Here is a 22608-nt window from a genome sequence, read left to right on the forward strand (position 1 = left end):
GTGAAGTACAACTTCCCTTCTGTAGTCATCGACCACCTGTCCGTGTAGTAGGCGCCGCCGTTGCACAAGTCGGAATAGATGATTGAGAAGATCATTGTTTGTGGCGCCCCGCACAAGGCAACTCCAGAGCTTTTGACCTGGGTGGTTTCCCCGGGCTCAGGGAAGGGCATCTCGATCGTGGCAAAGTTACGGTCCGACGTGTACTGCCATGCGCGGTAGCCCGGTTTGCTCATGTACATGTACTTCCCGTTACCGCTGTCGAACAAAGCGCGTACCGCGCGGCTCGAGGGCGCCGCTTGCTTAGAGCTGCCTTCGAGTATCGAACCTTCGGGTCTTTCAGATGAGATCGGGGCGGACGCTCTTGCGGGCGAGCCGAACGACAACCCCGAGACGATGGTGGCGGCGGCCAGCCCGGCCGCACCGATGGACTTGAAGGCCGTCGAGGCCCTCTTCTTGTGAGACATGTGCATCTTTCAGGACAGGCCGCGCGACGGCGGCTGTGCGGGAGGGAAGCACGCGGGCGACGGCGACCGTCGCGGCATGTGTATTCAGAATATCACGTGAGATACATAGGTCCGCGCAACGTTGCTCGCTGGGAGTTGAGTGGGATCGACGCAACTTCTGCCTCCCTGGGTTGACGCCGCCGCGGTCCCGAGTAGAGTTGAGTCCATCGGACGCAAGTCCAACGACTTACCTCGAGCAAGAAGGAGCACCACACATGGGACGTGCAGTAGGCATCGACCTCGGAACCACCAACTCGGTCGTCAGCGTTCTCGAGGGCGGCGAGCCCACCGTCATCGCCAACGCCGAGGGCCTCCGGACCACCCCGTCGATCGTCGCGTTCACGAAGGACGGCGAGGTGCTGGTCGGCGAGACCGCGAAGCGCCAGGCCGTGACCAACGTCGACCGCACCATCGCGTCGGTCAAGCGCCACATCGGTACTGACTGGACCGTCGAGATCGACGGCAAGAAGTACACGCCGCAGGAGATCTCGGCCCGTACCCTCGGCAAGCTCAAGCGCGACGCCGAGCAGTACCTCGGTGAGGACGTCACCGACGCGGTGATCACCGTGCCGGCGTACTTCAACGACGCCGAGCGCCAGGCCACGAAGGACGCCGGTGAGATCGCCGGCCTCAACGTCCTGCGCATCATCAACGAGCCGACCGCTGCCGCGCTTGCCTACGGCCTCGACAAGGGCAAGGAAGACGAGCTCATCCTTGTCTTCGACCTCGGTGGCGGCACGTTCGACGTCTCCCTGCTCGAGGTGGGCAAGGACGACGACTTCTCGACGATCCAGGTGCGCGCGACCTCCGGTGACAACCGCCTCGGTGGCGACGACTGGGACCAGCGCATCGTCGACTACCTGATCAAGAAGTTCAAGGACGAGCACGGCGTCGACCTGTCCACGGACAAGATCGCCAAGCAGCGTCTGAAGGAAGCCGCCGAGCAGGCGAAGAAGGAACTGTCGTCGCAGATGTCGGCGAACATCCAGCTCCCGTACCTGACGCTCACGGCCGAGGGTCCGCTCAACCTCGACGAGACCATCTCTCGCGCGCAGTTCGAGCAGATGACCTCCGACCTGCTCGACCGCACGAAGAAGCCGTTCAACGACGTCATCAAGGAAGCCGGTGTCTCGGTCAACGAGATCGCGCACGTCGTGCTCGTCGGTGGCTCGACCCGCATGCCCGCTGTGGCCGAGGTCGTCAAGCAGCTCACCGGTGGCAAGTCGCCGAACCAGGGCGTCAACCCGGACGAGGTCGTCGCCGTCGGCGCCGCACTGCAGGCTGGCGTGCTGAAGGGCGAGCGCAAGGACGTCCTGCTCATCGACGTCACGCCGCTGTCGCTCGGCATCGAGACCAAGGGCGGCCTGATGACGAAGCTCATCGACCGCAACACCGCGATCCCGACCAAGCGGAGCGAGACCTTCACGACCGCTGACGACAACCAGCCGTCGGTCGCGATCCAGGTCTTCCAGGGCGAGCGCGAGTTCACCCGCGACAACAAGCCGCTCGGCACGTTCGAGCTCACCGGCATCGCGCCGGCTCCCCGTGGCGTGCCCCAGGTCGAGGTCACGTTCGACATCGACGCCAACGGCATCGTGCACGTGTCCGCGAAGGACAAGGGCACCGGCAAGGAGCAGTCGATGGTCATCTCCGGCGGCTCGTCGCTGCCGAAGGAGGACATCGAGCGCATGGTCCGTGAGGCCGAGGAGCACGCGGCCGAGGACAAGGCTCGCCGTGAGGCGAACGAGCGTCGCAACCAGGCCGAGCAGCTCGTCTACTCGATCGAGAAGCTCATCAAGGAGAACGACGACAAGCTCCCCGAGGACGTCAAGTCCGAGGTGCAGGCCGACGTCGACGCGCTGAAGTCCGCGCTCGCGGGTGAGGACGACGAGGCCGTGAAGACCGCGTTCGACAAGCTCAACGAGTCGCAGGGCAAGCTCGGTCAGGCGATCTACTCCCAGCAGGACGCTGGCGCCCCGACTGGCGAGCAGCCCACCGCCGACCAGGCAGCGCAGGACGACGAGGACATCGTCGACGCCGAGGTCGTGGACGACGAGGACGACAAGGACAAGAAGTAGATGACGGACCCGAAGGACAACGTCCCCAACGAGGACGAACCCCAGGTCGAAGGGGACGCCACCAACGCGGAGCAGCCGGAGGACCTCATCGAGGCCGAAGGCCCCGACGTCGAGGTCCCGACGGACGCGCCGGCAGGGGGTGCCACCGACCTCTCCCCCGAGGACGAGGCACTCCTGGCCGACGCCGCTCGCGGCATCGCCGAGGACAACCTGTCCTCCGCGGACCGCGACCTCGTGGCCGAGATGCGTGCCGACATGCTCCGTGCGCAGGCCGAGCTGGTGAACTTCCGGAAGCGCGTCGAGCGCGACCGCGAGGCGAACCGCGAGGTCGCCATCGCCGAAGTGGTGCGGGCCCTGCTGCCGGCGCTCGACGACCTCACCCGGGCCGAGGCCCACGGTGACCTCGCCGAGGGGCCGATGCAGGTCATCGGCCAGAAGATCCGCGGGGGCTTCGAGAAGTTCAAGCTCGTGCAGATCGGCGAGAAGGGTGAGACCTTCGACCCGAACATCCACGAGGCCATCGTCCAGCTCCCGACCCCGGGTGCCACCGGCCAGACCGTGGCGGACGTCGTCGAGCCGGGCTACAAGCTCGGCGAGCGCGTGCTCCGTGCGGCCAAGGTCGCGGTGGCGGTCCCGGCCTGAGCCGGAACGGAAGGTAGGTACCAGTGGCCAGTCAGGACTGGTTCGACAAGGACTTCTACAAGGTCCTCGGAGTGTCGAAGGACGCGTCGGAGGCCGAGCTGAAGAAGACCTACCGGAAGCTCGCTCGGCAGTTCCACCCGGACTCCAACCCGGGTGACGCCGCGGCGGAGAACCGCTTCAAGGAGATCAGCGAGGCCTACTCGGTGCTCTCCGACAAGGAGCAGCGCCAGGAGTACGACCAGGTCCGCGCCATGGGCTCCGGCGCCCGCTTCACAGCGGGCGGCGGGGGACAGGGCGGTGGCTTCGAGGACGTCTTCGGCGGCATGTTCGGGCAGCAGGGCGGTGGCGGACAGCGTGTCCGCTTCGGCCAGGGCGGCCCGGGCGGGGCCAGCGGCTTCGAGGACATCCTCGGCGGGATGTTCGGCGGCGGTGGTGGCTTCGGCCAGACCTCCGGCGGGTACCGCGGTTTCGGTGGGCCGACGAAGGGTCGCGACGTCACGGCGTCGACGACGCTCGACTTCACCACCGCGATCGCCGGCGACACCGTCAAGCTGTCGCAGGGCAACGGTCGTCCGGTGAACGTCCGGATCCCCGCCGGGGTCGCGGACGGCCAGAAGATCCGGTTGCGTGGTCGCGGGGAACCCTCGCCCGACGGCGGCGAGGCCGGTGACCTGGTGGTCGCCGTCTCGGTCCGCAAGCACCCGGTGTTCGAGCGCGACGGGCTCAACCTGCGACTGGACGTCCCCGTGACGTTCGTCGAGGCAGCCCTCGGCGCGACGATCGAGGTCCCGACGCTCGGCGGTTCGACCGTCAAGCTCAAGGTCGCTCCCGGCACGCCCTCGGGTCGTGTCCTGCGCGTCAAGGGCCGCGGCGTCGCGACGAAGAACGGCACGGGCGACCTGCTCGCGACCGTCCAGGTCGCGGTGCCGTCGCACCTGTCGGACAAGCAGCGCGAGGCCGTCGAGGCGCTCGCGGCCGCGCTGCCCGACGAGAACCCGCGCGAGGACCTCCTCGCCAAAGCGCGCGACTAGCGTCACGCGAGCACAGCAGTAGACCCGGCCGGGCCCACGCCGCCGGTACCGGCCCGTCGCGAAGCGGCGGGCCGGCCGTGCCGGTGGGGAGAGGCACGGCGCGGCTCCGTCAGGAAGCCGCACCGGGCCTCCAGGGTGGTTTCCACCACTACGCGACCGAGGGAAGGAACACGCCATGACCGACATGGACGAGAACTCGCCCGTCTTCGCGATCGCGAGCGCGGCGGAACTCGCGGAGATGCACCCGCAGACGCTGCGCCAGTACGACCGACTCGGCCTGGTCGTACCGGGCCGGACCCGCGGCGGGTCCCGCCGCTACTCCATGCGCGACGTCGCGCAGCTGCGCGAGATCGCGCGCCTCGGCTCCGAGGGGGTGTCGCTGGAGGGGATCCGGCGGGTGCTCGACCTGGAGAACGAGAACAAGGAACTCCGCGACCGGGTCCGCGAGCTCGAGTCGGCGCTGGCCGACCAGCTCATCAACCGTCCCGGCGCACGCGTGTTCGCGGCGACGACCACGGGTGCCGCGGTGTCGTTGCGCGCTGGGATGCGGCCGCAGCGGAACACCCAGATCGTGCTGTACCGCGGGCCGCACTGACCGGAACCCGGACCGTCATCGGTACGCTGACGCGGTGCCAGACTTCGCCGACCTCTTCCGCCGCCGTGACGACTCCGCTCCGGACCTCATCGCGATCGACGGCACCGACCGGTTCCTCATCGACGAGGCACCGCACGTGCACGGCGATGCGCTCCGACAGCCCGGCGAGGTCGCGGTCGTCGACGATCGCCTCGGAGTCCTGACGCTCGGGCTCATCACGCAGTACGGCGCCTCGGACATCCGGGTCGTGCAGGACTCCCTCGTGGGAGAGCGGGCGCTCGAGGCGAACGCCGGGACGTTCGGCCTGCGTGGGTTCCACCACCCGGACTCGCTCGAGGACGCGTTCCGCAACGTCCGACTCGTGGTCCTGCGGCTGTCGAAGTCGCACGACCGGCTCGACGAGATCGCCCGCGCGGTGGCGCGGTTCGCGGCTCCCGACGTCGTCCTGCTGTGCGGCGGCAACGTGAAGTACATGAACCTGTCGCAGAACGACGTGCTGCGCCGCTCGTTCGGCGAGGTCACGGCCTCGCGCGGGCGGGGGAAGTCGCGCTTGCTCATCGCGCAGGATCCGTTGCGCGCCCAGGCGAACCGCGCGGCTGCGACGAACCCGTGGCCGCGGTCGGTGCACGTCGACGACCTCGGCATGACGCTCGTCGCGCACGGCGGCGTGTTCGCGGGGACGTCGCTCGACCAGGGGACCAGGGTGCTGCTCGGCGCGATGGACGATGCGGTGCCGACGGCGCGCACCGTCGTCGACCTCGGGAGCGGCAACGGTGTCATCGCCGCGGCCGTCGCCCTGCGTCGACCGAACGTCCGGGTCATCGCGACGGACGTGTCGCGGATCGCGGTGGCGTCGACGCGCGCGACGGCCGAGGCGAACGGGGTCGGCGACCGGGTGACCGCGGTGCGGACCGACGCCGGCGACGAGCTCGCCAGCGGGTCCGCCCAGCTGGTGCTCTGCAACCCGCCGTTCCACGCCGACACGACGGTGACCACGGACGCGGCCGAGGCGATGTTCCGGAACGCGGCCACGATCCTCCAGGCCGGCGGTGAGCTGTGGTGCGTCTGGAACGGACACCTGCGCTACCGACCCGTGCTGGAGCGCCTGGTCGGGCCGACGCGGCAGGTCTTGCGGACCCCGAAGTTCACGGTCACGGCGTCCGTGGCGGCATCGCACTGACCTCCGACATACCGAACTCGGGATATCGTACGGATAATACTTGCGGGTCAGTCCGTCGCCCGTGCACAGTCGTCTCCTGCACTGTCAGAGAGGACTCCCATGCACACTCGTCCGCCCCGTGTCCGCCCACCCCGGACGCGACCGCCGCACACGATCGTGACCATCGCACTCGTGCCGATCGTCGCGTTCGGAGCGCTCATCGCCGGCGCCGGCGTGGTGACCGATGCCGCACCGGCGCACGCGGTCGACCCGTTCCCGATCCGTGACCCGTTCGTCGACCTGCCCGTCGGCACCACGATGCCGCCGGGATGGGCACGCATCGCATCGAACGACCAGCAGGCGGCGATCGTCGAGAACGGTTCGGCCGGCAAGTGGCTCCGGATGACCGACAACGTCAAGTACATGGCCTCGGCCGTGTACAACGAGGTGCCGTACGACTCCAGCCACGGGCTGACCGTCGAGTTCGACCAGCGGATGTGGAGCCCGGAGGACACCGGCTACGCGGACGGGATCGGGTTCTTCCTGCAGGATGCGTCGGTGCCGCTCGACTCGATCGGACCGGTGGGCGGCGGCCTCGGCTACTTCGACGGCCGATCGGCGTGCTCGGCCGGACTCGACGGCGGGGTCGTCGGCGTCGGGTTCGACCGGTTCGGCAACTTCGCGTTGCCCGACTTCGTCCAGAACGCCGTCACCGTCCGCGGCGCCGAAGCCCAGTGCTACCCGGTCCTGGGGACAACGGGGAACCGCGGGGACGGGTTCCTCGAGGACCGTGGCGTCACTGCGGAGACCGCGACGTACCGGCACGTCAAGGTCGACGTCGTGCCACGAGATGCGGGCGGGATCACGGCGATCGTCACGATGTCGGACCCCACACCGGTCGGCTCGGAGCCGGCAGAACTGCACCACCTCATCTCGACTGACCTGCCGGCGACGGCGCTGCCCGACCGGATGCGGTTCGGGTTCAGCGCGTCGACGGGCGGGCGAGCCGAGTTCCACGAGATCCGCAACGTCCGGGCCACGCAGCCCACGGACGTCGTGACCACGGCATCGGTCGACACCGAGGGACCGGTGACCGCGGGTGACGAGGTGTCGTTCCGCGTTCGCTCGGTCAACAACGGCCCGGCCACGATCGGCGGCCCCGCCGACGCCGTGGCGCGGACGACGGCGCTGACCGGCGATCTGCCGCTCGAGGACATCACCTGGTCGTGCGAGGCCACTGACGGCGCGACGTGCGGTTCGACGCAGGGCGAGGGCACCGTTGCGACCGACTGGACGGCGCCGCCCGGCGGGCAGGTCGTCCTGCTGGCGCGCGGGACCGTGCCGGTGACGACCCGGACCGGGAAGTACTCGGCGCCGGCGGAGAGCGTCACCGACTTCACCTCCGGCCGCTTCGACGAGGGGCTGGCAGCCGTGGCGCGTGACGGCTCCGTGAGTGACGTCGACCTGACGAACAACTCCGACGTGATCGCGTTCGACGTGGTGCTGCCGGACGCCGTCGCCGCGGACGACTCGGTGACCGGACAGCAGGGCGAACCCGTGGTCGTGGACGTCGTGGGGAACGACGCGCTCGACGGCAGCGGTGCCGACCTCGGGTCGCTGCGGCTGACCGACGACGGGATCGAGGGGGCCGAGCTCTCCGAGGACGGCAAGCGGCTGCGGGTCCCCGGCGAGGGCACGTACGTCGCCGACGACCAGGGGCGGGTGACCTTCACGCCGGAGGACGGCTTCAGCGGGGTGGCGAAGCCGGTGCGGTACGAGGTCACGACGAACGCCGGGCAGGTCGCCTCGGCGTTCGTGCGGGTGGAGATCGAGCCGGACCCGGACCCGGACCCGGACCCGGACCCGACGCCGTCCGCGGCGCCGACGCCCGACCCGGACCCGACGCCGACCGCGTCGCCGACGCCCGACCCGGACCCGACGCCGACCGCGTCGCCGACGCCGACGCCGGGTCCGACCAGGACCCCGGTCCCGACGCCGGAGCCGACCGACGCCGCCGAGCCGACACCGTCCGCCGTGGCGGGTGCGGCAACGGGGGCGGGTCCTGGCGACGCAGGGCTGACCGTCGGGGGGACCCCGCACGGTCCGTCGGCCGACGGACCGGCACGACTTGCCTGGACCGGCGCGGACGGGGTGCTCGTCGCGGCCGTGCTCGGGCTCGGACTCGCCTCGCTGGGGACGGTCCTGTTGCTCGCGCGTCGGCGGCGGGACGCTGGGACGGACGTCTGACCCGACGACCGGGCTGCACGGCGCGCGTCGTGCAGCCCGGTCCGACGCGCGTGCGCCGTGGCTCTCAGGGTGCTGATGTGTCCATGCGGCCGGTGACCTCGACGATGTGCATGTCGTACCGGATGCCCAGCGCGTGCATCGCCTCGGTCGCGGACACGGCGTCACCGGTCGCGATCGCCTGGTCGAGCAATGCGAAGACGTCGTCGACGTCCCACTGCCGGAAGGGCGGGGCCTCGTCGAAGACGAACGCGAGGCGGCTGAGCGCCACGCGGAGGTTCCCGGCGATCCACCGGTTCGGCGTGTACGTGCTCAGGACGCGGGACAGCTCGACCATGGTCACCGTGTAGCCGTAGTCGCGGATCCGAGCCTGTCGCCGGAGCACGGCGACCACACCACGCACCTCGGCCCGCGCATCGGCATCCAGGGTGGGGATGCACCACCGCGCGCACATCTCCGCGAGTGTCGAGCAGAGCTGCAGCGAGTCGACCCAGTGCTGCACGCCGGGGCGCGTGAGCCGGATGCCCTCTGGATCGTCCGGGCGGGTCGTGACGAGGCCCATCAGTTCGAGCCGCCGGAACAGGGGCATCAGTGTCCGGACGGGCTGCCGCAGCCGTGCGGCGATCTCGGGTGCGCGGTACGTCCGGTCGCGCTCGAGCGTGCCGTCGCGCACCAACGCGAGCAGGTCCCACCACAGGTCGTCCGGCGTCCAGGTCGCCCAGTCCGGAGCTCCGTCCGCCGCGCTCGCCGCGCTCGCCGCCTCCGCCGCGGCGAGCGGTCCTCCTGGCCAGCCGCTGAGATCGGTCGCTGCGGCGACGAGCTGGGCCTCCCACAGTCGAGCGAGCACGTGCGCGGCGCGTTCGGCCGAGGCGGGTTCGCGGTAGCGCACGGCCTGCTGCGCGCTCGCGACCCACGCGTCGACGTCGGTGGCTCGGAAGGGCACGGTCCGCACGGTCCCGAAACGGACCCGCTCCAGGGCGCGGGCGCTGAGGCGTGCGAGCACTCGGTTGGGGGTGCGGTCGATCCAGAATCGCAGGGAGGCCCAGAACGCTCCGTCGAGCTCCGGCGTCCGGAGACTCGCAGCACGGCGGAGCGCTTCGCCGACGGCGGCCTGGTCGGCGGCGTCCGCCTCGATCAGCGCCGGCAGCGCGGAGCGCATCACGCCTTCCATCAGACCGATGAGCAGCCACCCGTTGTCGATCCACGCGGACTCGGAGAGCGCGCCGAACCGGACCGCTGAGTCGGCGACGAACTCGACGATGCCGAGGTCGGCCAGGCGCTCGAGGGCGCCGTGCATGACGGTCGGGTCGAGGTCGAGACGGCCGGACACCGCCAACTCGTCGTGGTCGACGTCGCGAGCGAGGGAGCCGTCGCGGATCGCGCCGAGCACGGTCCGGTACGCGTCGCCGAACGCCGGCGTCCAGCCGTCGTCGTGCGGACCGTCTGTCGGCATGGGCACCCCTCCGCTCAGCAGCGTATCCGTCCGACGGCGACCAGGCCGCCGGTCCGGCCACGACGAAGCCGCCCGGGCGGACCGAGCGGCTTCGTCGTGTGGGACCGGTGATCAGGCCGGCACGTAGTCGAACGTGTCGGGGTCCGGACCGGTGCGGTGGCCCTTGTCGAGCGTCGTGATGTCCGTCATGTCCTCGTCGGAGAGCTCGAAGTCGAAGATCGCGAAGTTCTCCTCGACACGGGCACGCGTGACCGACTTCGGGAACACGATGTCGCCGCGCTGGATGTGCCAGCGGAGGACGACCTGCGCCGGGCTCTTGCCGACGGCGCCGGCGATGCGGGTGATGGTCTCGTCGTCGAGCACGAGGCCCTGGGCGATCGGGGACCACGCCTCGGTCGCGATGCCGAGTTCGCTGTTCACGGCGCGGAGCTCGTCTTGGGCGAGGTACGGGTGCACCTCGATCTGGTTCACGGCCGGCGGGACGTCCGTCTCGGCTCGCAGGCGGCGCAGGTGGTGTGCCTGGAAGTTGCTCACGCCGATGCTGCGGGCGGTGCCGGCAGCGTAGAGCTGCTCGAACGCCTTCCACGTCGGCACGAAGTCCGAGACGGTGGGCAGCGGCCAGTGGATGAGGAACAGGTCGGTGTAGCCACCGAGCAGGTCCGCCGACTTCTTGCCGTTCTCCAGCGCGGCCTCGGGCGCGTGGAAACCGTTGTTCAGCTTCGAGGTGACGAAGATCTCCTCGCGCGGGATCCCGGACTCGGCGATGGCCTCGCCGACCTCTTTCTCGTTGCCGTACATCTCGGCGGTGTCGATGTGGCGGTAGCCGACCTCGAGCGCAGCCAGCGTGGCGGCCTTCGTTTCGGAGGGGTCGATCTGGAAGACACCGAAGCCGAGCTGCGGGATGGTCTTGCCGTCGTTCAGGGTGATGTTCGGAACGGTCATGGTGTCATGCAACCAAACGCCCCTCAGCGCGCATTCCGGCAACGTCCAGGATCGGCGACCCCGGGCGTGCCGCTCGGGACGAGCGGGTCCGCCGCTCAGGACAGCGCGGCCGCGATGTACGCCTGCAACGCCTGGCCGTAGGCGATCGCGGGGGTCTCCGAGGCGAAGCTCCGGTCGACACCGCCGATCGTCGCGGTCACCGTGAACACCACTCGTCCTCCCGCCGCCACCCGCGTCAACCCGATGAACGACGGCCCGAGGAGTTCGCGCAGCTGGTCTTCGCGCGGCAGCCAGAGCGACTCCGACGCGGTCACGGAGTCGAGCGCCCACTCGGTGGTCCCGTTGAAGCCGAGGATCGTGCCGGAGGGGGAGTCGTGGCGTTCGACGGTCATCTCGGAGACCGTGTAGACGTCCTCGTCCACCTCGGGCTTGTCGATGACGAACCGGTCGCCCGTCTCGGGGTGCCAGCGGAGGCCGGCGTCGCGGAGGGACCTGGCGAGTGCAACGGTGATCACGTTCCCACCCTGCACGCGCGGCCCCACGCTGTCACCACATAGGTTGCCGAAAGCATCCCGTACTAGCATCGCCGAGCACCCCCACGCGCGAGCGCCACCCGATCGCGCGCGCGACGTGACGACGCCCGGACAACCGGTGCCGCGCCTCCAGGCCGACCAACCGGCCGCGGGGCGGGCCGCCGGCCGGCGTCCCGACCGAGGCGACGGACACCCCGTCCGCCGAAGAGAAGGACCCGCATGACCCTCGAACGCGAGGAACTCCGCGACGGCTGGACCGTGACCATGGCCGGAGGAACCGGTGCGCCGGACGGCGTCGCGGGCCGCACCATCCCGGCGACGGTGCCGGGCCAGGTGCACACCGACCTGGAACGGGAGGGCCTGCTGCCGGACCCGACCTTCGACCGGAACGAGCAGGCCGCCAAGTGGGTCGGCCGGGCCGACTGGTCCTACCGCACCTCGGTCGACGTCGACCCCCGCGGCCACGAACGCGTGGACCTCGTCTGCGACGGCCTGGACACCGTCTCCGAGCTCAGCCTGGACGGCGTCGTCGTGGGCACGACCCGCAACATGCACCGGCGCTACCGCTTCGACGCGCGCGTGCAGACCGGGTCCGGGGCGACGACGAAGGACCTCGAGATCCTGTTCGAGTCGCCGTACCGTGAGGCCGGCCGCGTCGCCGCGAAGGCCGGCAGCATGCCGGGCCCGTACGACGAGCCGTTCCCGTACATCCGCAAGATGGCCTCGAACTTCGGCTGGGACTGGGGCCTCACCGCCGTCACGAGCGGTCCCTGGCGACCGGTCGCGATCGAGCGGTGGTCCACCGCGCGGCTGCGCGAGGTCCGACCGCTCGTCGACGTCGAGGCCGGCGAGGGCGTGCTCGACGCACACATCACCGTCGAGCGCTCGGGCCTGAACGACCTGGACCAGGACGGCGAGGACGACGACCTGGTGCTCGTCGTGACCGTCAGCGGTCTCAAGGAGGACGGCACGCCCACGCGGCAGCGGTCGCGGGCGCAGCTGACGCCGAAGGACGACGAAACCGTCGTCACGGTGCGCGTGCCCGAGGCGCTGCGCTGGTGGCCCCGCGGCTACGGAGCGCAGGCGCAGTACGACGTGGTCGTGGAACTGCAGACGGTCGAGGGCGAGGTCCTGGACCGCGACACGTTCCGCACCGGCTTCCGGTCGACGCGGATCGACACGCAGGTCGACGACATGGGCCGCCCGTTCGCCATCCACGTCAACGGGACGCTCATCGATGTCCGGGGCGTGAACTGGATCCCGGACGACGTGATCATCTCGCGCGTCGACCGCGCGCGCCTGCAGTCCCGTCTGACCGCGGCGGCGTCGCTCGGCACCAACCTCGTGCGCGTGTGGGGCGGCGGTGTGTACGAGTCGCGTGACTTCTACGAGGTGTGCGACGAACTCGGGCTGCTCGTCTGGCAGGACTTCCCGTTCGCCTGCTCGGCGTACCCCGAGGTCGAACCCATCCGCAGCGAGGTCATCGCCGAGGCACGCGACAACGTCGCCCGGCTCGCGCGGCACCCCTCGCTGGTGCTGTGGAACGGGAACAACGAGAACATCTGGCTGCACGACGTGGACGGCTGGGCGGACTCGCTCGGCGACCGCGGCTGGGGCCTCGACTACTACCTCGACCTGCTGCCGACGATCGTCGACGCGGTCGACCCGTCGCGCTTCTACACCGTGGCGTCGCCGTGGTCGGGGGCCGAGTCGCTGCCCGCGAACGACGTCGACCACGAGACCCACCACTCGTGGGACGTGTGGAACCGCCTCCCCGACACCGCGTACCGCGGATCCGTGCCGCGGTTCGTGTCCGAGTTCGGCTGGCAGGCACCGCCCGCCTGGCGGACGCTGCGGGACGGCGTCGCGGACGAGGTGCTGTCGCAGGACGCACCCGGGGTGGTCCACCACCAAAAGGCGGCCGACGGGATGGGCAAGCTGGCCCGCGGCTTGGAGCCGCGGTTCGGCACGGGGCCCTTCTCGTTCGATGCGTGGCACTACCTGACGCAGCTGCAGCAGGCCCGGGCGATCGCGACGGGCATCGAGCACTGGCGGACGCACTGGCCGCGCAACACCGGCGTGGTGATGTGGCAGCTCAACGACCTGTGGCCGGTGTCGTCGTGGTCGGCGATCGACTCGGCGGGGCGGTCGAAGCCGCTCGCGCACGAGCTGCGGCGGCTGTACGACGACGTCCTGCTGACGATCCGTCCGGTGTCACGGGAGGCGGTCGTGCCGTCCGCCGTGTCCGGGCCGGCGGCGTCGCCTGCGGCCGCATCCGCGGCGTCCCCGGCGTCGCCGGTCTCCGGAACGGTCGCGTCCGACTCGCCGGACGCGTCCGGCGCTGGTCGGACGGGAGGCCCGGATCACCCAGGCAGTTCGGCTTCTGTCAGCGAGACGGCTGAGCTGAGTGACGTGGCGGACACGCTCTCGCTCGGCGTCTCGCCCGGAGCGTTCGGGTCGTCGCCCGTCGAGGTCGCCGTCCGGTCCACGAGGGGCGGCCACGACAGCGTGGTGCGGGTGCGACGGATCACCACCGCCGGCGCGATCCTGGCCGAGGTCTCCCTGCCCGTCCGGTTGCCGTCCGCCGGGGTCGCCGTCGTCGCCCTGCCCGAGTCCGTGGGTGTGGTCGACGACCCCGCGGGCGAGCTCATCGTGGCGGACATGGACTGGCGCCGAGCGGTCTGGACGCCGGGCCCCGACGTCGCCGTTCGCTGGGAGCCCGCGCGGTACCGCACCTCCTTCACGCCCGTCGACGGCGGACTCGACCTGACCGTCGAGGCCGAGTCGCTCGTGCGGGACCTGCTCGTGCAACCCGACCGGGTGAGCTCGACCGGTGCGGTGGACCGCGGCTTCATGACCCTGCTGCCCGGGGAGCGGGTGACCTTCCGGATCACCGGCGTGACAGAGGCGGACATCCCGGCGCTCCGCGCGGAACCCGTCCTGTGGAGCCTGGACCACGTGCTCGGCCGTTGATATGCAGAACGACACAGTGATATATTCACTGGTGCGCCGCTCGCTGTTGTGACCCGAGCGACTCCGGCGTCCGGTCGACCTCCCGTCGGCCAGGTCGACAGGAGGTCCCACCATGTCGCTCGCGATGCGTCCGCCCACGGCAGCACTCGCCGTCCCCCCGAGGGCTCCGCTGGTGTCGGCGCCAGCTGGTGCCCGCCATGGGTTCGCCCCCTCTGTCGCCCTGCTGGACGTCGGTCTGCTGGGCGTGGCGTTCGCGGTCGCCCACGTGGCCCGGTTCCCCTGGGAGCTGTCGGCCGTTCGACCCCAGGCCGGCTGGGTGGAGTTCGCGACTGCCCCGGCGATCATCCTGATCTGGATGGTCCTGCTGTCGACGTTCCGAACTCGCGACCCGCGGATCGCCGGCATCGGCGGCGACGAGTACCGCAGGCTCGTGACCGCGAGCCTGCTGACCGTCGCGGTGGTGGCGGTCGTGGCCTACGCGGCGCAGCTCGACCTCGCCCGTGGCTACGTCGCGATCGCCTTCCCGCTCGGCCTCGTGTTCCTGGCGGCCGGGCGGAAAGCCGTGAGGAGCGCGTTGGCGCGGACCCGCGCCCGTGGCGAGCGGCTGCAGGACGTGCTGCTCGTCGGGGACGCGGACGACGTCCGGTACGTCGGGCGGCGGATCGCGGCGACGCCCAGCGCCGGGTACCGGGTCCGTGCGGTCGTGACCGACTGTCAGCCCGTGGGAACGATGATCGACCTCGGGCCGGTGGCCGCTCCGGTGGTCAGCGGGATCGACGACGTCCTCGCGCTGGCTCGATCCGAGGGCGTCTCGGCGGTCGTCGTCGCCGGGGCCGTCCGTGGCGGGCACGAGCGACTGCGCCGCCTCGGGTGGCAACTCGAGGAGCACGGCGTCGAGCTCGTCGTGTCCTCACCCCTGTCCGACATCGCCGCGGGGCGCGTGCACGAACGGCCGGTCGACGGCCTGCCGCTGATGCACGTCGAGACGCCCGACTACCGGCGCCGTGGTGGCAAGCGGCTGCTCGACGTCTTCGGAGCGGGCTTCGGACTGGTGCTGCTGGCGCCGGTCCTGGCCGCGATCGCGCTGGCCGTCCGACTCGACGACGGCGGCCCGGTGTTCTTCCGGCAGACCCGAGTGGGCCGTGGCGGCGCGGAGTTCCCGATCCTCAAGTTCCGCACGATGTGCGTCGACGCCGAAGCCCGGATGGCGACGTTGCACGCGGCGAACGAGGGCGCCGGACCGTTGTTCAAGATGAAGGACGACCCGAGGGTCACCCGGGTCGGCGGCTTCCTGCGCAGGACCTCGCTCGACGAACTGCCGCAGCTGTGGAACGTGCTCACCGGGTCGATGAGTCTCGTCGGCCCTCGTCCGGCACTGCCGCGCGAGGTCGCCCTCTACGAGGACTTTGCCGATCGCCGACTCCTGGTCACCCCCGGCATCACCGGCCTCTGGCAGGTCAGCGGGCGATCGGACCTGGACTGGGCCGAGGGTGTGCGGCTCGACCTGCACTACGTCGAGAACTGGTCGTTCATCCACGACCTGGTGATCCTGGCGCGGACGATCCCGTCGGTGATCCGATCCCGTGGGGCCTACTGATCGCGTTCCCTGTGCGATCGGTGTCCGTTCCGGTGCCCGGCCTGGGCATCAGGGAGCGGGGGAGTTACGATGGGGGGAACACGGACTTCCGCCGCGTGGGTCGAAGAAGACCTCCGGACGGCGACCAGTTCCAGATCAAGGAGTCATGATGCTCGGAAACCTCGGCGGCGTACACCTGCTGATCATCCTCGGGATCGTCATCCTGCTGTTCGGCGCGACGAAGCTCCCGGCGCTCGCCAAGGGCCTCGGGCAGTCGATCAACATCTTCAAGAAGGAGATGAGCGACGACGAGAAGAAGGCACAGGCCGGTGACACCACGGTGCAGAACACCGCGGCGACGAACACCACCGTGCCGACCGCTCCCGCCGAGCCCGCTGCCGGTCCGGTCCTGAACCCCGGCTCGAGCGCGCAGCCGAACACCGACTCACGGCGCTAGCCACACAGCTCAGGACACCCAGCCCCGTCCTGTCGGCAGCCCCCGCGACCACTCCGGTCGCGGGGGCTTCGTCGTGCACGGGGTCCGTCGTGCGCGGGTGGTCCTGTCGGGGACTGCCCGGTGGGCGGCACCGGGAGCAGGATGAGCACATGACCACTGCCGCGCCACACGCCACCGCGCCGCTCCGGGACGACCGGCGCACCGTGCTGGTGGTGGCGATCCTGTCGTCGTTCGTCGTCGGGTTGGACTCGAGCGTGGTGAACGTGGCGCTCCCCGCGATCCGGCAGGAGCTCGGCGGTGGGCTCGTCGTGCAGCAGTGGACCGTCGACGCGTACCTGGTGACGCTCGGCTCGCTCATCCTCGTCGCCGGCTCGCTGTCGGACGTGTTCGGCCGGGTCCGGATCATCACGTGGGGTCTCGTCGTCTTCGGGATCGCCTCGATCGCCTGCGCCATCGCCCCGACGGGGGAGTTCCTGATCGTCTCGCGGGCGTTCCAGGGCGTCGGCGGAGCCCTGGTGACCCCGAGTGCGCTCGCCCTCATCGTGGCGGCGTTCCGCGGGGCCGCGCAGTCGAAGGCGATCGGCACGTGGACGGCCTGGTCGAGCGCCGCGACGATCCTCGGCCCCGTGGTCGGCGGGCTGGTGGTCGACAGCATCGGCTGGCGGTGGATCTTCGTGCTGACCGCCGTGCCGATCGCAGTGACGATCCCGCTCGTGCTGCGGATCACCGGCGACGTGCACCCAGCTGTCCGGCCACGCATCGACGTGGTCGGCGCCGTGCTCGCGGTCGTCGGGGTCGGTGGGGCGGTGCTCGGACTCATCGAGCAGGAGCGGCTCGGGTGGGGTGCTCCGGTGGTGGTCGCCGCGCTCGTGCTCGGCGCACTGGCGCTCGGGGCCTTCGTGCCGTGGGAGCTCCACGTGACCCGCACGACCGGTTCGCCGCTGGTGCCGCTCGCGCTGTTCCGGGCTCGCAACTTCGCGGTGGGCAACCTCGCCACCCTGTCGATCTACGGCGCGCTGAGCATGGTCTTCTTCGTGGTCACCCTGTTCCTGCAGGAGGTCTGGGGGTTCCCCGCCTGGCTCGCCGGCCTGGCGACGCTGCCGCCGACGGTGGTCCTGCTGCTGGTGTCCTCGGCGGTGGGTGGACTGGCGGGGCGGTTCGGACCGCGCTGGTTCATGGCGGCGGGGCCAGCGGTGGCGGCGGTCGGTGCGCTCCTGATGCTGTTGGTCGGTGCGCGGCCGGACGGCTACTGGGTCGCCGTGTTCCCCGGACTCGTGCTCATCGGGTTCGGGATCGCGCTCATGGTGACGCCGCTGACCAGTGCCGTGCTCGGGTCGGTGCCGCAGTCCGAGGCCGGCGTCGGGTCGGCCGTGAACAACGCGATCGCGCGGATCGCCGGTCTGGTGATGGTGGCGCTCGCGGGCGTGGTCCTCGGCGGGGAGATGAGCGTCGCCGGTCTGCACCGGGCGGTCGTCGTGATGGCGGTCCTGCTCCTCGCCGGCGCCGTGGTCAGCGCCGTCGGGATCCGGAATGTGCCTGCGCCGACGTAAGTTGAGTGGAGTAGACTCAAGTACAACACCACCGCAACGAAAGGACGGAACGCATGGCGAACCTCCAGGGTGCTCCTGATTCGCAAGAGCGACAGAAGACCGCCCTCGAGCAGTACGGCGTCGACCTGACGGCGATCGCTCGCAGCGGCAAGCTCGACCCGGTGATCGGACGCGACTCCGAGATCCGACGCGTCAGTCAGGTGCTCACCCGCCGCACCAAGAACAACCCCGTGCTCATCGGCGAGCCCGGCGTCGGCAAGACCGCCGTCGTCGAGGGGCTCGCGCAGCGCATCGTCGCCGGCGACGTCGCCGACTCGCTGAAGGACAAGCGACTCGTCTCGCTCGACATCTCCTCGCTCATCGCCGGTGCGAAGTACCGCGGTGAGTTCGAGGAACGCCTCAAGGCCGTGCTCAAGGAGATCAACGACTCCGACGGGCAGGTCATCACGTTCATCGACGAGCTGCACACGCTGATGGGGGCCGGTGGTGGCGAAGGGTCCGTCGCGGCCTCGAACATGCTCAAGCCGATGCTCGCGCGCGGGGAACTGCGGCTCATCGGGGCGACGACGCTCGACGAGTACCGCGAGTACATCGAGAAGGACGCCGCCCTCGAGCGCCGTTTCCAGCAGGTCTACGTGGGGGAGCCCAGCGTCGAGGACGCCGTGGCGATCCTCCGCGGGCTCAAGGAGCGCTACGAGGCGCACCACAAGGTCACGATCAACGACTCCGCCCTCGTCGCTGCGGCCAGCCTGTCGAACCGGTACATCTCCGGCCGTCAACTGCCCGACAAGGCGATCGACCTGATCGACGAGGCCGCCAGTCGGCTCCGCATGGAGATCGACTCCAGCCCGGTCGAGATCGACGAACTGAAGCGGAACGTGGACCGGCTGCGTGTCGAGGAGTTCGCGCTCAAGCAGGAGAAGGACGACGCCTCGAAGGCGCGGCTCGAGACCCTGCGGAACGAACTGCACACGCGTGAGGAGCGGCTGGCCGAGCTCGAGCAGCGCTGGCAGGCCGAGCGCGCGAGCCTGAACCGCATCGGTGAGCTGAAGCAGCAGCTCGACGACCTGAACATGCGCAGCCAGCGCGCGCAGCGCGAGGCCGACTACGCGACGGTCTCACGCCTCGAGTACGCCGAGAAGCCCCGGATCGAAGCGGAGCTCGCCGCCGCCGAGCAGGCCGAGTCCGCCGACCGCATGGTGAACGACAGCGTCACCGACGAGGACATCGCCGCCGTGATCGCCCAGTGGACGGGCATCCCGCTCGGCCGGCTGCTGCAGGGCGAGACCGAGAAGCTCCTGCACCTGGAGAACGAACTCGGCCGCCGGATCATCGGGCAACGCACCGCCGTGAACACCGTGTCCGAGGCCGTCCGCCGCACCCGCGCCGGCATCTCCGACCCGGACCGTCCGACCGGCTCCTTCCTGTTCCTCGGGCCGACCGGCGTCGGCAAGACCGAGTTGGCGAAGGCGCTCGCGGAGTTCCTGTTCGACGACGAGAAGGCCCTCGTCCGCATCGACATGAGCGAGTACGGCGAGAAGCACTCGGTCTCGCGGCTGATCGGTGCCCCTCCCGGGTACGTCGGCTACGAGTCCGGCGGCCAGCTCACCGAGGCCGTCCGACGTCGTCCGTACTCGGTGATCCTGCTCGACGAGATCGAGAAGGCCCACCCCGAGGTGTTCGACGTGCTGCTCCAGGTGCTCGACGACGGCCGTCTGACGGACGGTCAGGGGCGCACGGTCGACTTCCGGAACACGATCCTGGTGCTCACGTCGAACCTCGGCTCGCAGTTCATGACCGACCTGACGCTGACGGACGACCAGCGGGAGACAGCCGTGCGTGAACTCGTGCAGCAGGCGTTCCGGCCGGAGTTCATCAACCGCCTCGACGACATCGTGGTGTTCCAGGCCCTGACGGCCGACGACCTCGGCCAGATCGTGTCGCTCTACGTCGACCGGCTCGCCCGCCGGCTGACCGACCGCCGGCTCGAGCTGGCGGTCACACCGGAGGCGCGCGGATGGCTGGCGGAGCGCGGGTACGACCCGCTCTACGGCGCCCGGCCGCTCCGCCGCCTCATGCAGCGGCAGATCGACGACAAGCTGGCACGGGCGATCCTGTCCGGTGACGTCCGCGACGGCGACACCGTGCGGGTGGACGTCGCCGAGGACGGCGACGGCCTGACCGTCGAGCCCTTCGAACTGGCGGAGATCGTCGAGGAGTAGTCGGCGCCCTGGATGCATCAGACGGGAGGCTCGGGGCCGGTTCCTGGGACCCGGCACGGGCCTCCCGGGTTGGCTGCAGGGCATGCCTGAGATCCGCGCGTTCCGTCGCCTCACCGACACCGTCGAGCACGCGAGCGTGCTCGACAAAGCCGTCGACGTCGACCGAGCGGTGGTGAACGCGCTCGCGAAGCCGAAGGCCCTGCGGCAACTGCTGCACGGGGTGCCGTTCGGGCATCCGCTGCACCCGCTCATGGTGCAGGTGCCGCTCGGGGCGTGGATCTCGGCCGCGGTGCTCGACGTCTTCGGTGGGAAGGGCAACGCGAAGGCCGCGAAGACGCTCGTCGGCGTCGGGCTCGTGTCCTCCGGGAGCGCTTCGCTCGCCGGGTACGTCGACTGGTCCGAGCTGGACCGCGAACAGCTGCGCACCGGATGGGTGCACCAGGCCGTGAACTGGGTCGGCATCTCGTTGTACGGGCTGTCGTGGTGGCAGCGGAAGAACGGCAACCACGGGGCCGGCAAGCTCCTCGGGTTCGCTGCGCTCTCGGTGGTCGGGGTCGGCGGGTACCTCGGTGGGCACCTGGCCTACCGACAGCGCGCCGGCGTGAGCGACCACGGCGAAGTGCCGTTCGACGCGTCGCGCTGACCGTTACGGCGGCGAAACAGTCGCCACCCCAGGCTGGGCACATGGACCCCCTGACGATCGACACCGTCCCGCTCACGTTCGCTCCTGCCGCCCGCGGCACCGGATTCGTGGTGCACGTCGACGAGGACGCCGGCATCGTCCGGGTCGACCCAGTCAATCCACAGGAATATCGCATGTGATGTCGGGATGCGTGTACTCGTGGTGGACGACGAACCGGCCCTCGCCGACCTCGTCGCGAAGGGGCTGACCCGGCAGGACATGGCCGTGGACGTGGCGTACCGCGGCGACCACGCGGACGAGCTGCTCAGCGTGAACGACTACGACGTCGTCGTGCTCGACCGGGACCTCCCCGGCATGCACGGCGACGAGGTGGCCCGGCGGCTCGCGGCGCGCGGGAGCCTGACCCGCATCCTCATGCTCACAGCCGCGACGACCCTCGTCGACCGGGTGAACGGGCTCGAACTCGGCGCGGACGACTACCTGACGAAGCCCTTCGAGTACCCGGAACTCGTCGCCAGGGTGCGCGCCCTCGGCCGGCGGAGCGTCGCACCGGTCGCCCCCGTCCTCGAGCGTGCCGGGCTGCTCGTCGACACGAACCGGCGGATGGCCACCCGCGACGGGCGCCCGCTCGACCTGACGTCGAAGGAGCTCGGGGTGCTCGAGACCCTGCTCCGTGCCGACGGCCGGATCGTCTCCGCCGAGGAGCTGCTCGAGAAGGTCTGGGACATGAACATCGACCCGTTCACCGCCGCCGTCCGGGTGACCATGTCGAAACTCCGCCGCAAGCTCGGTGACCCCGACCCGATCCGGACGGTGCCCGGGCAGGGGTACGCCCTGTGATGCGGACGCTCACGATCCGCGTGCGCACGGCCCTCGCCTTCGCCGGGGCCTCGATGGTGCTGACCGCCGCCGTGCTGGTGTTCGTGAACCTCGCGTCGCAGCAGTCGTTCGCCCGGACGCTCCCCGTGGTCGGTCAGGACGGTGGGGAGACGGCTCGGGTCCAGTGGGCCGTCCCGATCGCCCCCGAACAGCTCGGGGGATCGCAGACCCTGCGCGTCGTCACCGAGGCCAACTCGCTGCAGTGGCAGTGGTCGGCAGTCGGGGTCGTCGTCGCCGGGGTGCTCGCAGGTGGTGTCGGGTGGTTGGTCAGCAGGCGGATGCTCCGTCCCATCGACCGGATCACCGCTACGGCGAACCGCATCACCGCCTCGAACCTGCACGAGCGGATCGCCCTCGTCGGCCCCGACGACGAGCTCCGGCGGCTGTCCCGCACCGTCGACGACCTGCTCGACCGGCTCGAGACGGCGTTCGAGAGTCAACGAAGGTTCGTCGCGCAGGCCTCGCACGAACTCCGGACGCCGCTCGCGGTGCAGCGGGCAGCCGTCCAGATCGGACTGCACGACGACCTGGGCACCGAGGACGTCCGGGCCGTCCGTGGTGAGCTCCTCGAGCAGAACCGGCGCACCGAGCACCTGGTCGAGTCGCTGCTCGTGCTCGCCGAGGCCGACCGCGGGCTCGACGGCACGACGCAGGCGATCCACGTGGACGACGTGACCGCCGAGGTGCTCGCGGGGGCGGCCCGGACCGCGACCGACGCCGGGGTCGCGCTGACCTGCGCGACGCGCACCGGGCCTCCCGGTCTGGTCGTCGACGGTGAGCCGACGCTGTTCCGGCAGCTCCTCGTCAACCTGGTCGGCAACGCCGTCGAGTACAACGAACCCGGCGGGTTCGTCCGGGTGACCACCGCGTCGGACGGGATCGTCGTCGAGAACTCCGGACCGGTGGTGCCGGCGGACGAGGCGCCGCGTCTGATCGAGCCGTTCCGGCGGTGCCCGTCCGGCCGCGCCGGCGACCGGCACAGCGGCCTCGGGCTGTCGATCGTGGCGTCCATCGTGCAGGCACACGGGTGGTGCCTGACCATCGACGCCCGACCGGCCGGCGGACTCGTCGTCCGCATCGCTGTTTCGTCGGTGCAACGCCAGGGGGACACGGGGCGAAACAGCTGAT

At 70.5% G+C, this 22608-nt stretch carries 19 protein-coding genes; 16 read left to right on the forward strand and 3 right to left on the reverse strand.

The features are described 5' to 3' along the window. The first annotated feature begins 231 nt into the window (after nt 1-231). The 7 genes from ACXKZB_RS02855 to ACXKZB_RS02885 all read left to right on the forward strand — a co-directional run bounded on the left by ACXKZB_RS02855 (nt 232) and on the right by ACXKZB_RS02885 (nt 8255). The gene (locus tag ACXKZB_RS02855; protein WP_488824626.1) at nt 232-459 is read left to right on the forward strand and encodes a hypothetical protein; all 228 of its coding nucleotides are present in this window, start codon (nt 232-234) and stop codon (nt 457-459) included. 259 nt (nt 460-718) lie between these two features. Next, on the forward strand, nt 719-2581 hold the full coding sequence (dnaK, locus tag ACXKZB_RS02860) for a molecular chaperone DnaK (RefSeq protein WP_488824627.1): 1863 nt from the start codon (nt 719-721) through the stop codon (nt 2579-2581). After that, the gene (locus ACXKZB_RS02865; protein WP_488824628.1) at nt 2582-3223 is read left to right on the forward strand and encodes a nucleotide exchange factor GrpE; all 642 of its coding nucleotides are present in this window, start codon (nt 2582-2584) and stop codon (nt 3221-3223) included. Nucleotides 3224-3246: 23 nt separating this feature from the next. Next, nucleotides 3247-4254, forward strand: coding sequence for a DnaJ C-terminal domain-containing protein (locus tag ACXKZB_RS02870; RefSeq protein ID WP_488824629.1), 1008 nt, complete (start codon nt 3247-3249; stop codon nt 4252-4254). 184 nt (nt 4255-4438) lie between these two features. Next, on the forward strand, nt 4439-4849 hold the full coding sequence (locus ACXKZB_RS02875) for a heat shock protein transcriptional repressor HspR (RefSeq protein ID WP_488825947.1): 411 nt from the start codon (nt 4439-4441) through the stop codon (nt 4847-4849). 34 nt (nt 4850-4883) lie between these two features. Next, nucleotides 4884-6029 (forward strand): class I SAM-dependent methyltransferase, encoded by a 1146-nt coding sequence (locus ACXKZB_RS02880; protein ID WP_488824630.1) that lies wholly within the window; start codon nt 4884-4886, stop codon nt 6027-6029. A gap of 156 nt (nt 6030-6185) precedes the next feature. Further along, nucleotides 6186-8255 carry an Ig-like domain-containing protein gene (locus ACXKZB_RS02885; RefSeq protein ID WP_488824631.1) on the forward strand — a complete coding sequence of 690 codons (2070 nt, stop codon included), beginning with the start codon at nt 6186-6188 and terminating at the stop codon, nt 8253-8255. A 64-nt stretch (nt 8256-8319) separates the two neighbouring features. On the opposite strand, the gene ACXKZB_RS02890 is transcribed toward ACXKZB_RS02885, so the two are convergent. The 3 genes from ACXKZB_RS02890 to ACXKZB_RS02900 form a co-directional block, all read right to left on the reverse strand. Further along, nucleotides 8320-9705 carry a GntR family transcriptional regulator gene (locus ACXKZB_RS02890; protein ID WP_488824632.1) on the reverse strand — a complete coding sequence of 462 codons (1386 nt, stop codon included), beginning with the start codon at nt 9703-9705 and terminating at the stop codon, nt 8320-8322. 111 nt (nt 9706-9816) lie between these two features. Continuing rightward, nucleotides 9817-10647, reverse strand: a complete 831-nt coding sequence (locus ACXKZB_RS02895) for an aldo/keto reductase (RefSeq protein WP_488824633.1) — start codon at nt 10645-10647, stop codon at nt 9817-9819. A 95-nt stretch (nt 10648-10742) separates the two neighbouring features. After that, nucleotides 10743-11162, reverse strand: a complete 420-nt coding sequence (locus ACXKZB_RS02900; RefSeq protein ID WP_488824634.1) for a pilus assembly protein CpaE — start codon at nt 11160-11162, stop codon at nt 10743-10745. A gap of 237 nt (nt 11163-11399) precedes the next feature. Here ACXKZB_RS02900 and ACXKZB_RS02905 point away from each other — a divergent pair, with 237 nt between their 5' ends. From ACXKZB_RS02905 to ACXKZB_RS02945, 9 genes are all read left to right on the forward strand, one after another. Next, complete coding sequence (locus ACXKZB_RS02905) at nt 11400-14153, forward strand: glycoside hydrolase family 2 protein (RefSeq protein ID WP_488824635.1); 2754 nt, start codon at nt 11400-11402, stop codon at nt 14151-14153. Between the two features lie 112 nt (nt 14154-14265). Continuing rightward, nucleotides 14266-15750 carry a sugar transferase gene (locus tag ACXKZB_RS02910; RefSeq protein ID WP_488824636.1) on the forward strand — a complete coding sequence of 495 codons (1485 nt, stop codon included), beginning with the start codon at nt 14266-14268 and terminating at the stop codon, nt 15748-15750. 145 nt (nt 15751-15895) lie between these two features. Continuing rightward, nucleotides 15896-16186 carry a twin-arginine translocase TatA/TatE family subunit gene (gene tatA, locus ACXKZB_RS02915; protein WP_488824637.1) on the forward strand — a complete coding sequence of 97 codons (291 nt, stop codon included), beginning with the start codon at nt 15896-15898 and terminating at the stop codon, nt 16184-16186. A gap of 149 nt (nt 16187-16335) precedes the next feature. Beyond that, nucleotides 16336-17736: an MFS transporter gene (locus ACXKZB_RS02920; protein WP_488824638.1), complete on the forward strand. Its 1401-nt coding sequence runs from the start codon at nt 16336-16338 to the stop codon at nt 17734-17736. Between the two features lie 53 nt (nt 17737-17789). Then, a complete protein-coding gene (locus tag ACXKZB_RS02925) occupies nt 17790-19958 on the forward strand; it encodes an ATP-dependent Clp protease ATP-binding subunit (protein WP_488824639.1) in 2169 nt (722 codons plus the stop codon). Between the two features lie 82 nt (nt 19959-20040). After that, the gene (locus ACXKZB_RS02930) at nt 20041-20601 is read left to right on the forward strand and encodes a DUF2231 domain-containing protein (protein ID WP_488824640.1); all 561 of its coding nucleotides are present in this window, start codon (nt 20041-20043) and stop codon (nt 20599-20601) included. A gap of 41 nt (nt 20602-20642) precedes the next feature. After that, nucleotides 20643-20780, forward strand: a complete 138-nt coding sequence (locus tag ACXKZB_RS02935; protein ID WP_488824641.1) for a hypothetical protein — start codon at nt 20643-20645, stop codon at nt 20778-20780. 7 nt (nt 20781-20787) lie between these two features. Continuing rightward, nucleotides 20788-21441 (forward strand): response regulator transcription factor, encoded by a 654-nt coding sequence (locus ACXKZB_RS02940; protein ID WP_488824642.1) that lies wholly within the window; start codon nt 20788-20790, stop codon nt 21439-21441. 20 nt (nt 21442-21461) lie between these two features. Then, entirely contained in the window at nt 21462-22607 is a 1146-nt protein-coding gene (locus tag ACXKZB_RS02945; protein WP_488824643.1) for a sensor histidine kinase, read from the forward strand. The last annotated feature ends 1 nt before the right edge of the window (nt 22608 follow it).

This window comes from Curtobacterium sp. ABR8 (genome assembly GCF_057812125.1).

Excerpts from the sequence above, each read along its gene's own strand:
- ACXKZB_RS02875 (WP_488825947.1), top strand. The coding sequence starts at position 4,439 with ATGGACGAGAACTCGCCCGTCTTCGCGATCGCGAGCGCGGCGGAACTC.
- ACXKZB_RS02905 (WP_488824635.1), top strand. The coding sequence starts at position 11,400 with ATGACCCTCGAACGCGAGGAACTCCGCGACGGCTGGACCGTGACCATG.
- ACXKZB_RS02920 (WP_488824638.1), top strand. The coding sequence starts at position 16,336 with ATGACCACTGCCGCGCCACACGCCACCGCGCCGCTCCGGGACGACCGG.
- ACXKZB_RS02855 (WP_488824626.1), top strand. The coding sequence starts at position 232 with ATGTACATGTACTTCCCGTTACCGCTGTCGAACAAAGCGCGTACCGCG.
- ACXKZB_RS02935 (WP_488824641.1), top strand. The coding sequence starts at position 20,643 with ATGGACCCCCTGACGATCGACACCGTCCCGCTCACGTTCGCTCCTGCC.
- ACXKZB_RS02910 (WP_488824636.1), top strand. The coding sequence starts at position 14,266 with ATGTCGCTCGCGATGCGTCCGCCCACGGCAGCACTCGCCGTCCCCCCG.
- ACXKZB_RS02940 (WP_488824642.1), top strand. The coding sequence starts at position 20,788 with ATGCGTGTACTCGTGGTGGACGACGAACCGGCCCTCGCCGACCTCGTC.
- ACXKZB_RS02890 (WP_488824632.1), bottom strand. The coding sequence starts at position 9,705 with ATGCCGACAGACGGTCCGCACGACGACGGCTGGACGCCGGCGTTCGGC.
- ACXKZB_RS02925 (WP_488824639.1), top strand. The coding sequence starts at position 17,790 with ATGGCGAACCTCCAGGGTGCTCCTGATTCGCAAGAGCGACAGAAGACC.
- ACXKZB_RS02865 (WP_488824628.1), top strand. The coding sequence starts at position 2,582 with ATGACGGACCCGAAGGACAACGTCCCCAACGAGGACGAACCCCAGGTC.
- ACXKZB_RS02930 (WP_488824640.1), top strand. The coding sequence starts at position 20,041 with ATGCCTGAGATCCGCGCGTTCCGTCGCCTCACCGACACCGTCGAGCAC.
- ACXKZB_RS02895 (WP_488824633.1), bottom strand. The coding sequence starts at position 10,647 with ATGACCGTTCCGAACATCACCCTGAACGACGGCAAGACCATCCCGCAG.
- dnaK (WP_488824627.1), top strand. The coding sequence starts at position 719 with ATGGGACGTGCAGTAGGCATCGACCTCGGAACCACCAACTCGGTCGTC.
- tatA (WP_488824637.1), top strand. The coding sequence starts at position 15,896 with ATGATGCTCGGAAACCTCGGCGGCGTACACCTGCTGATCATCCTCGGG.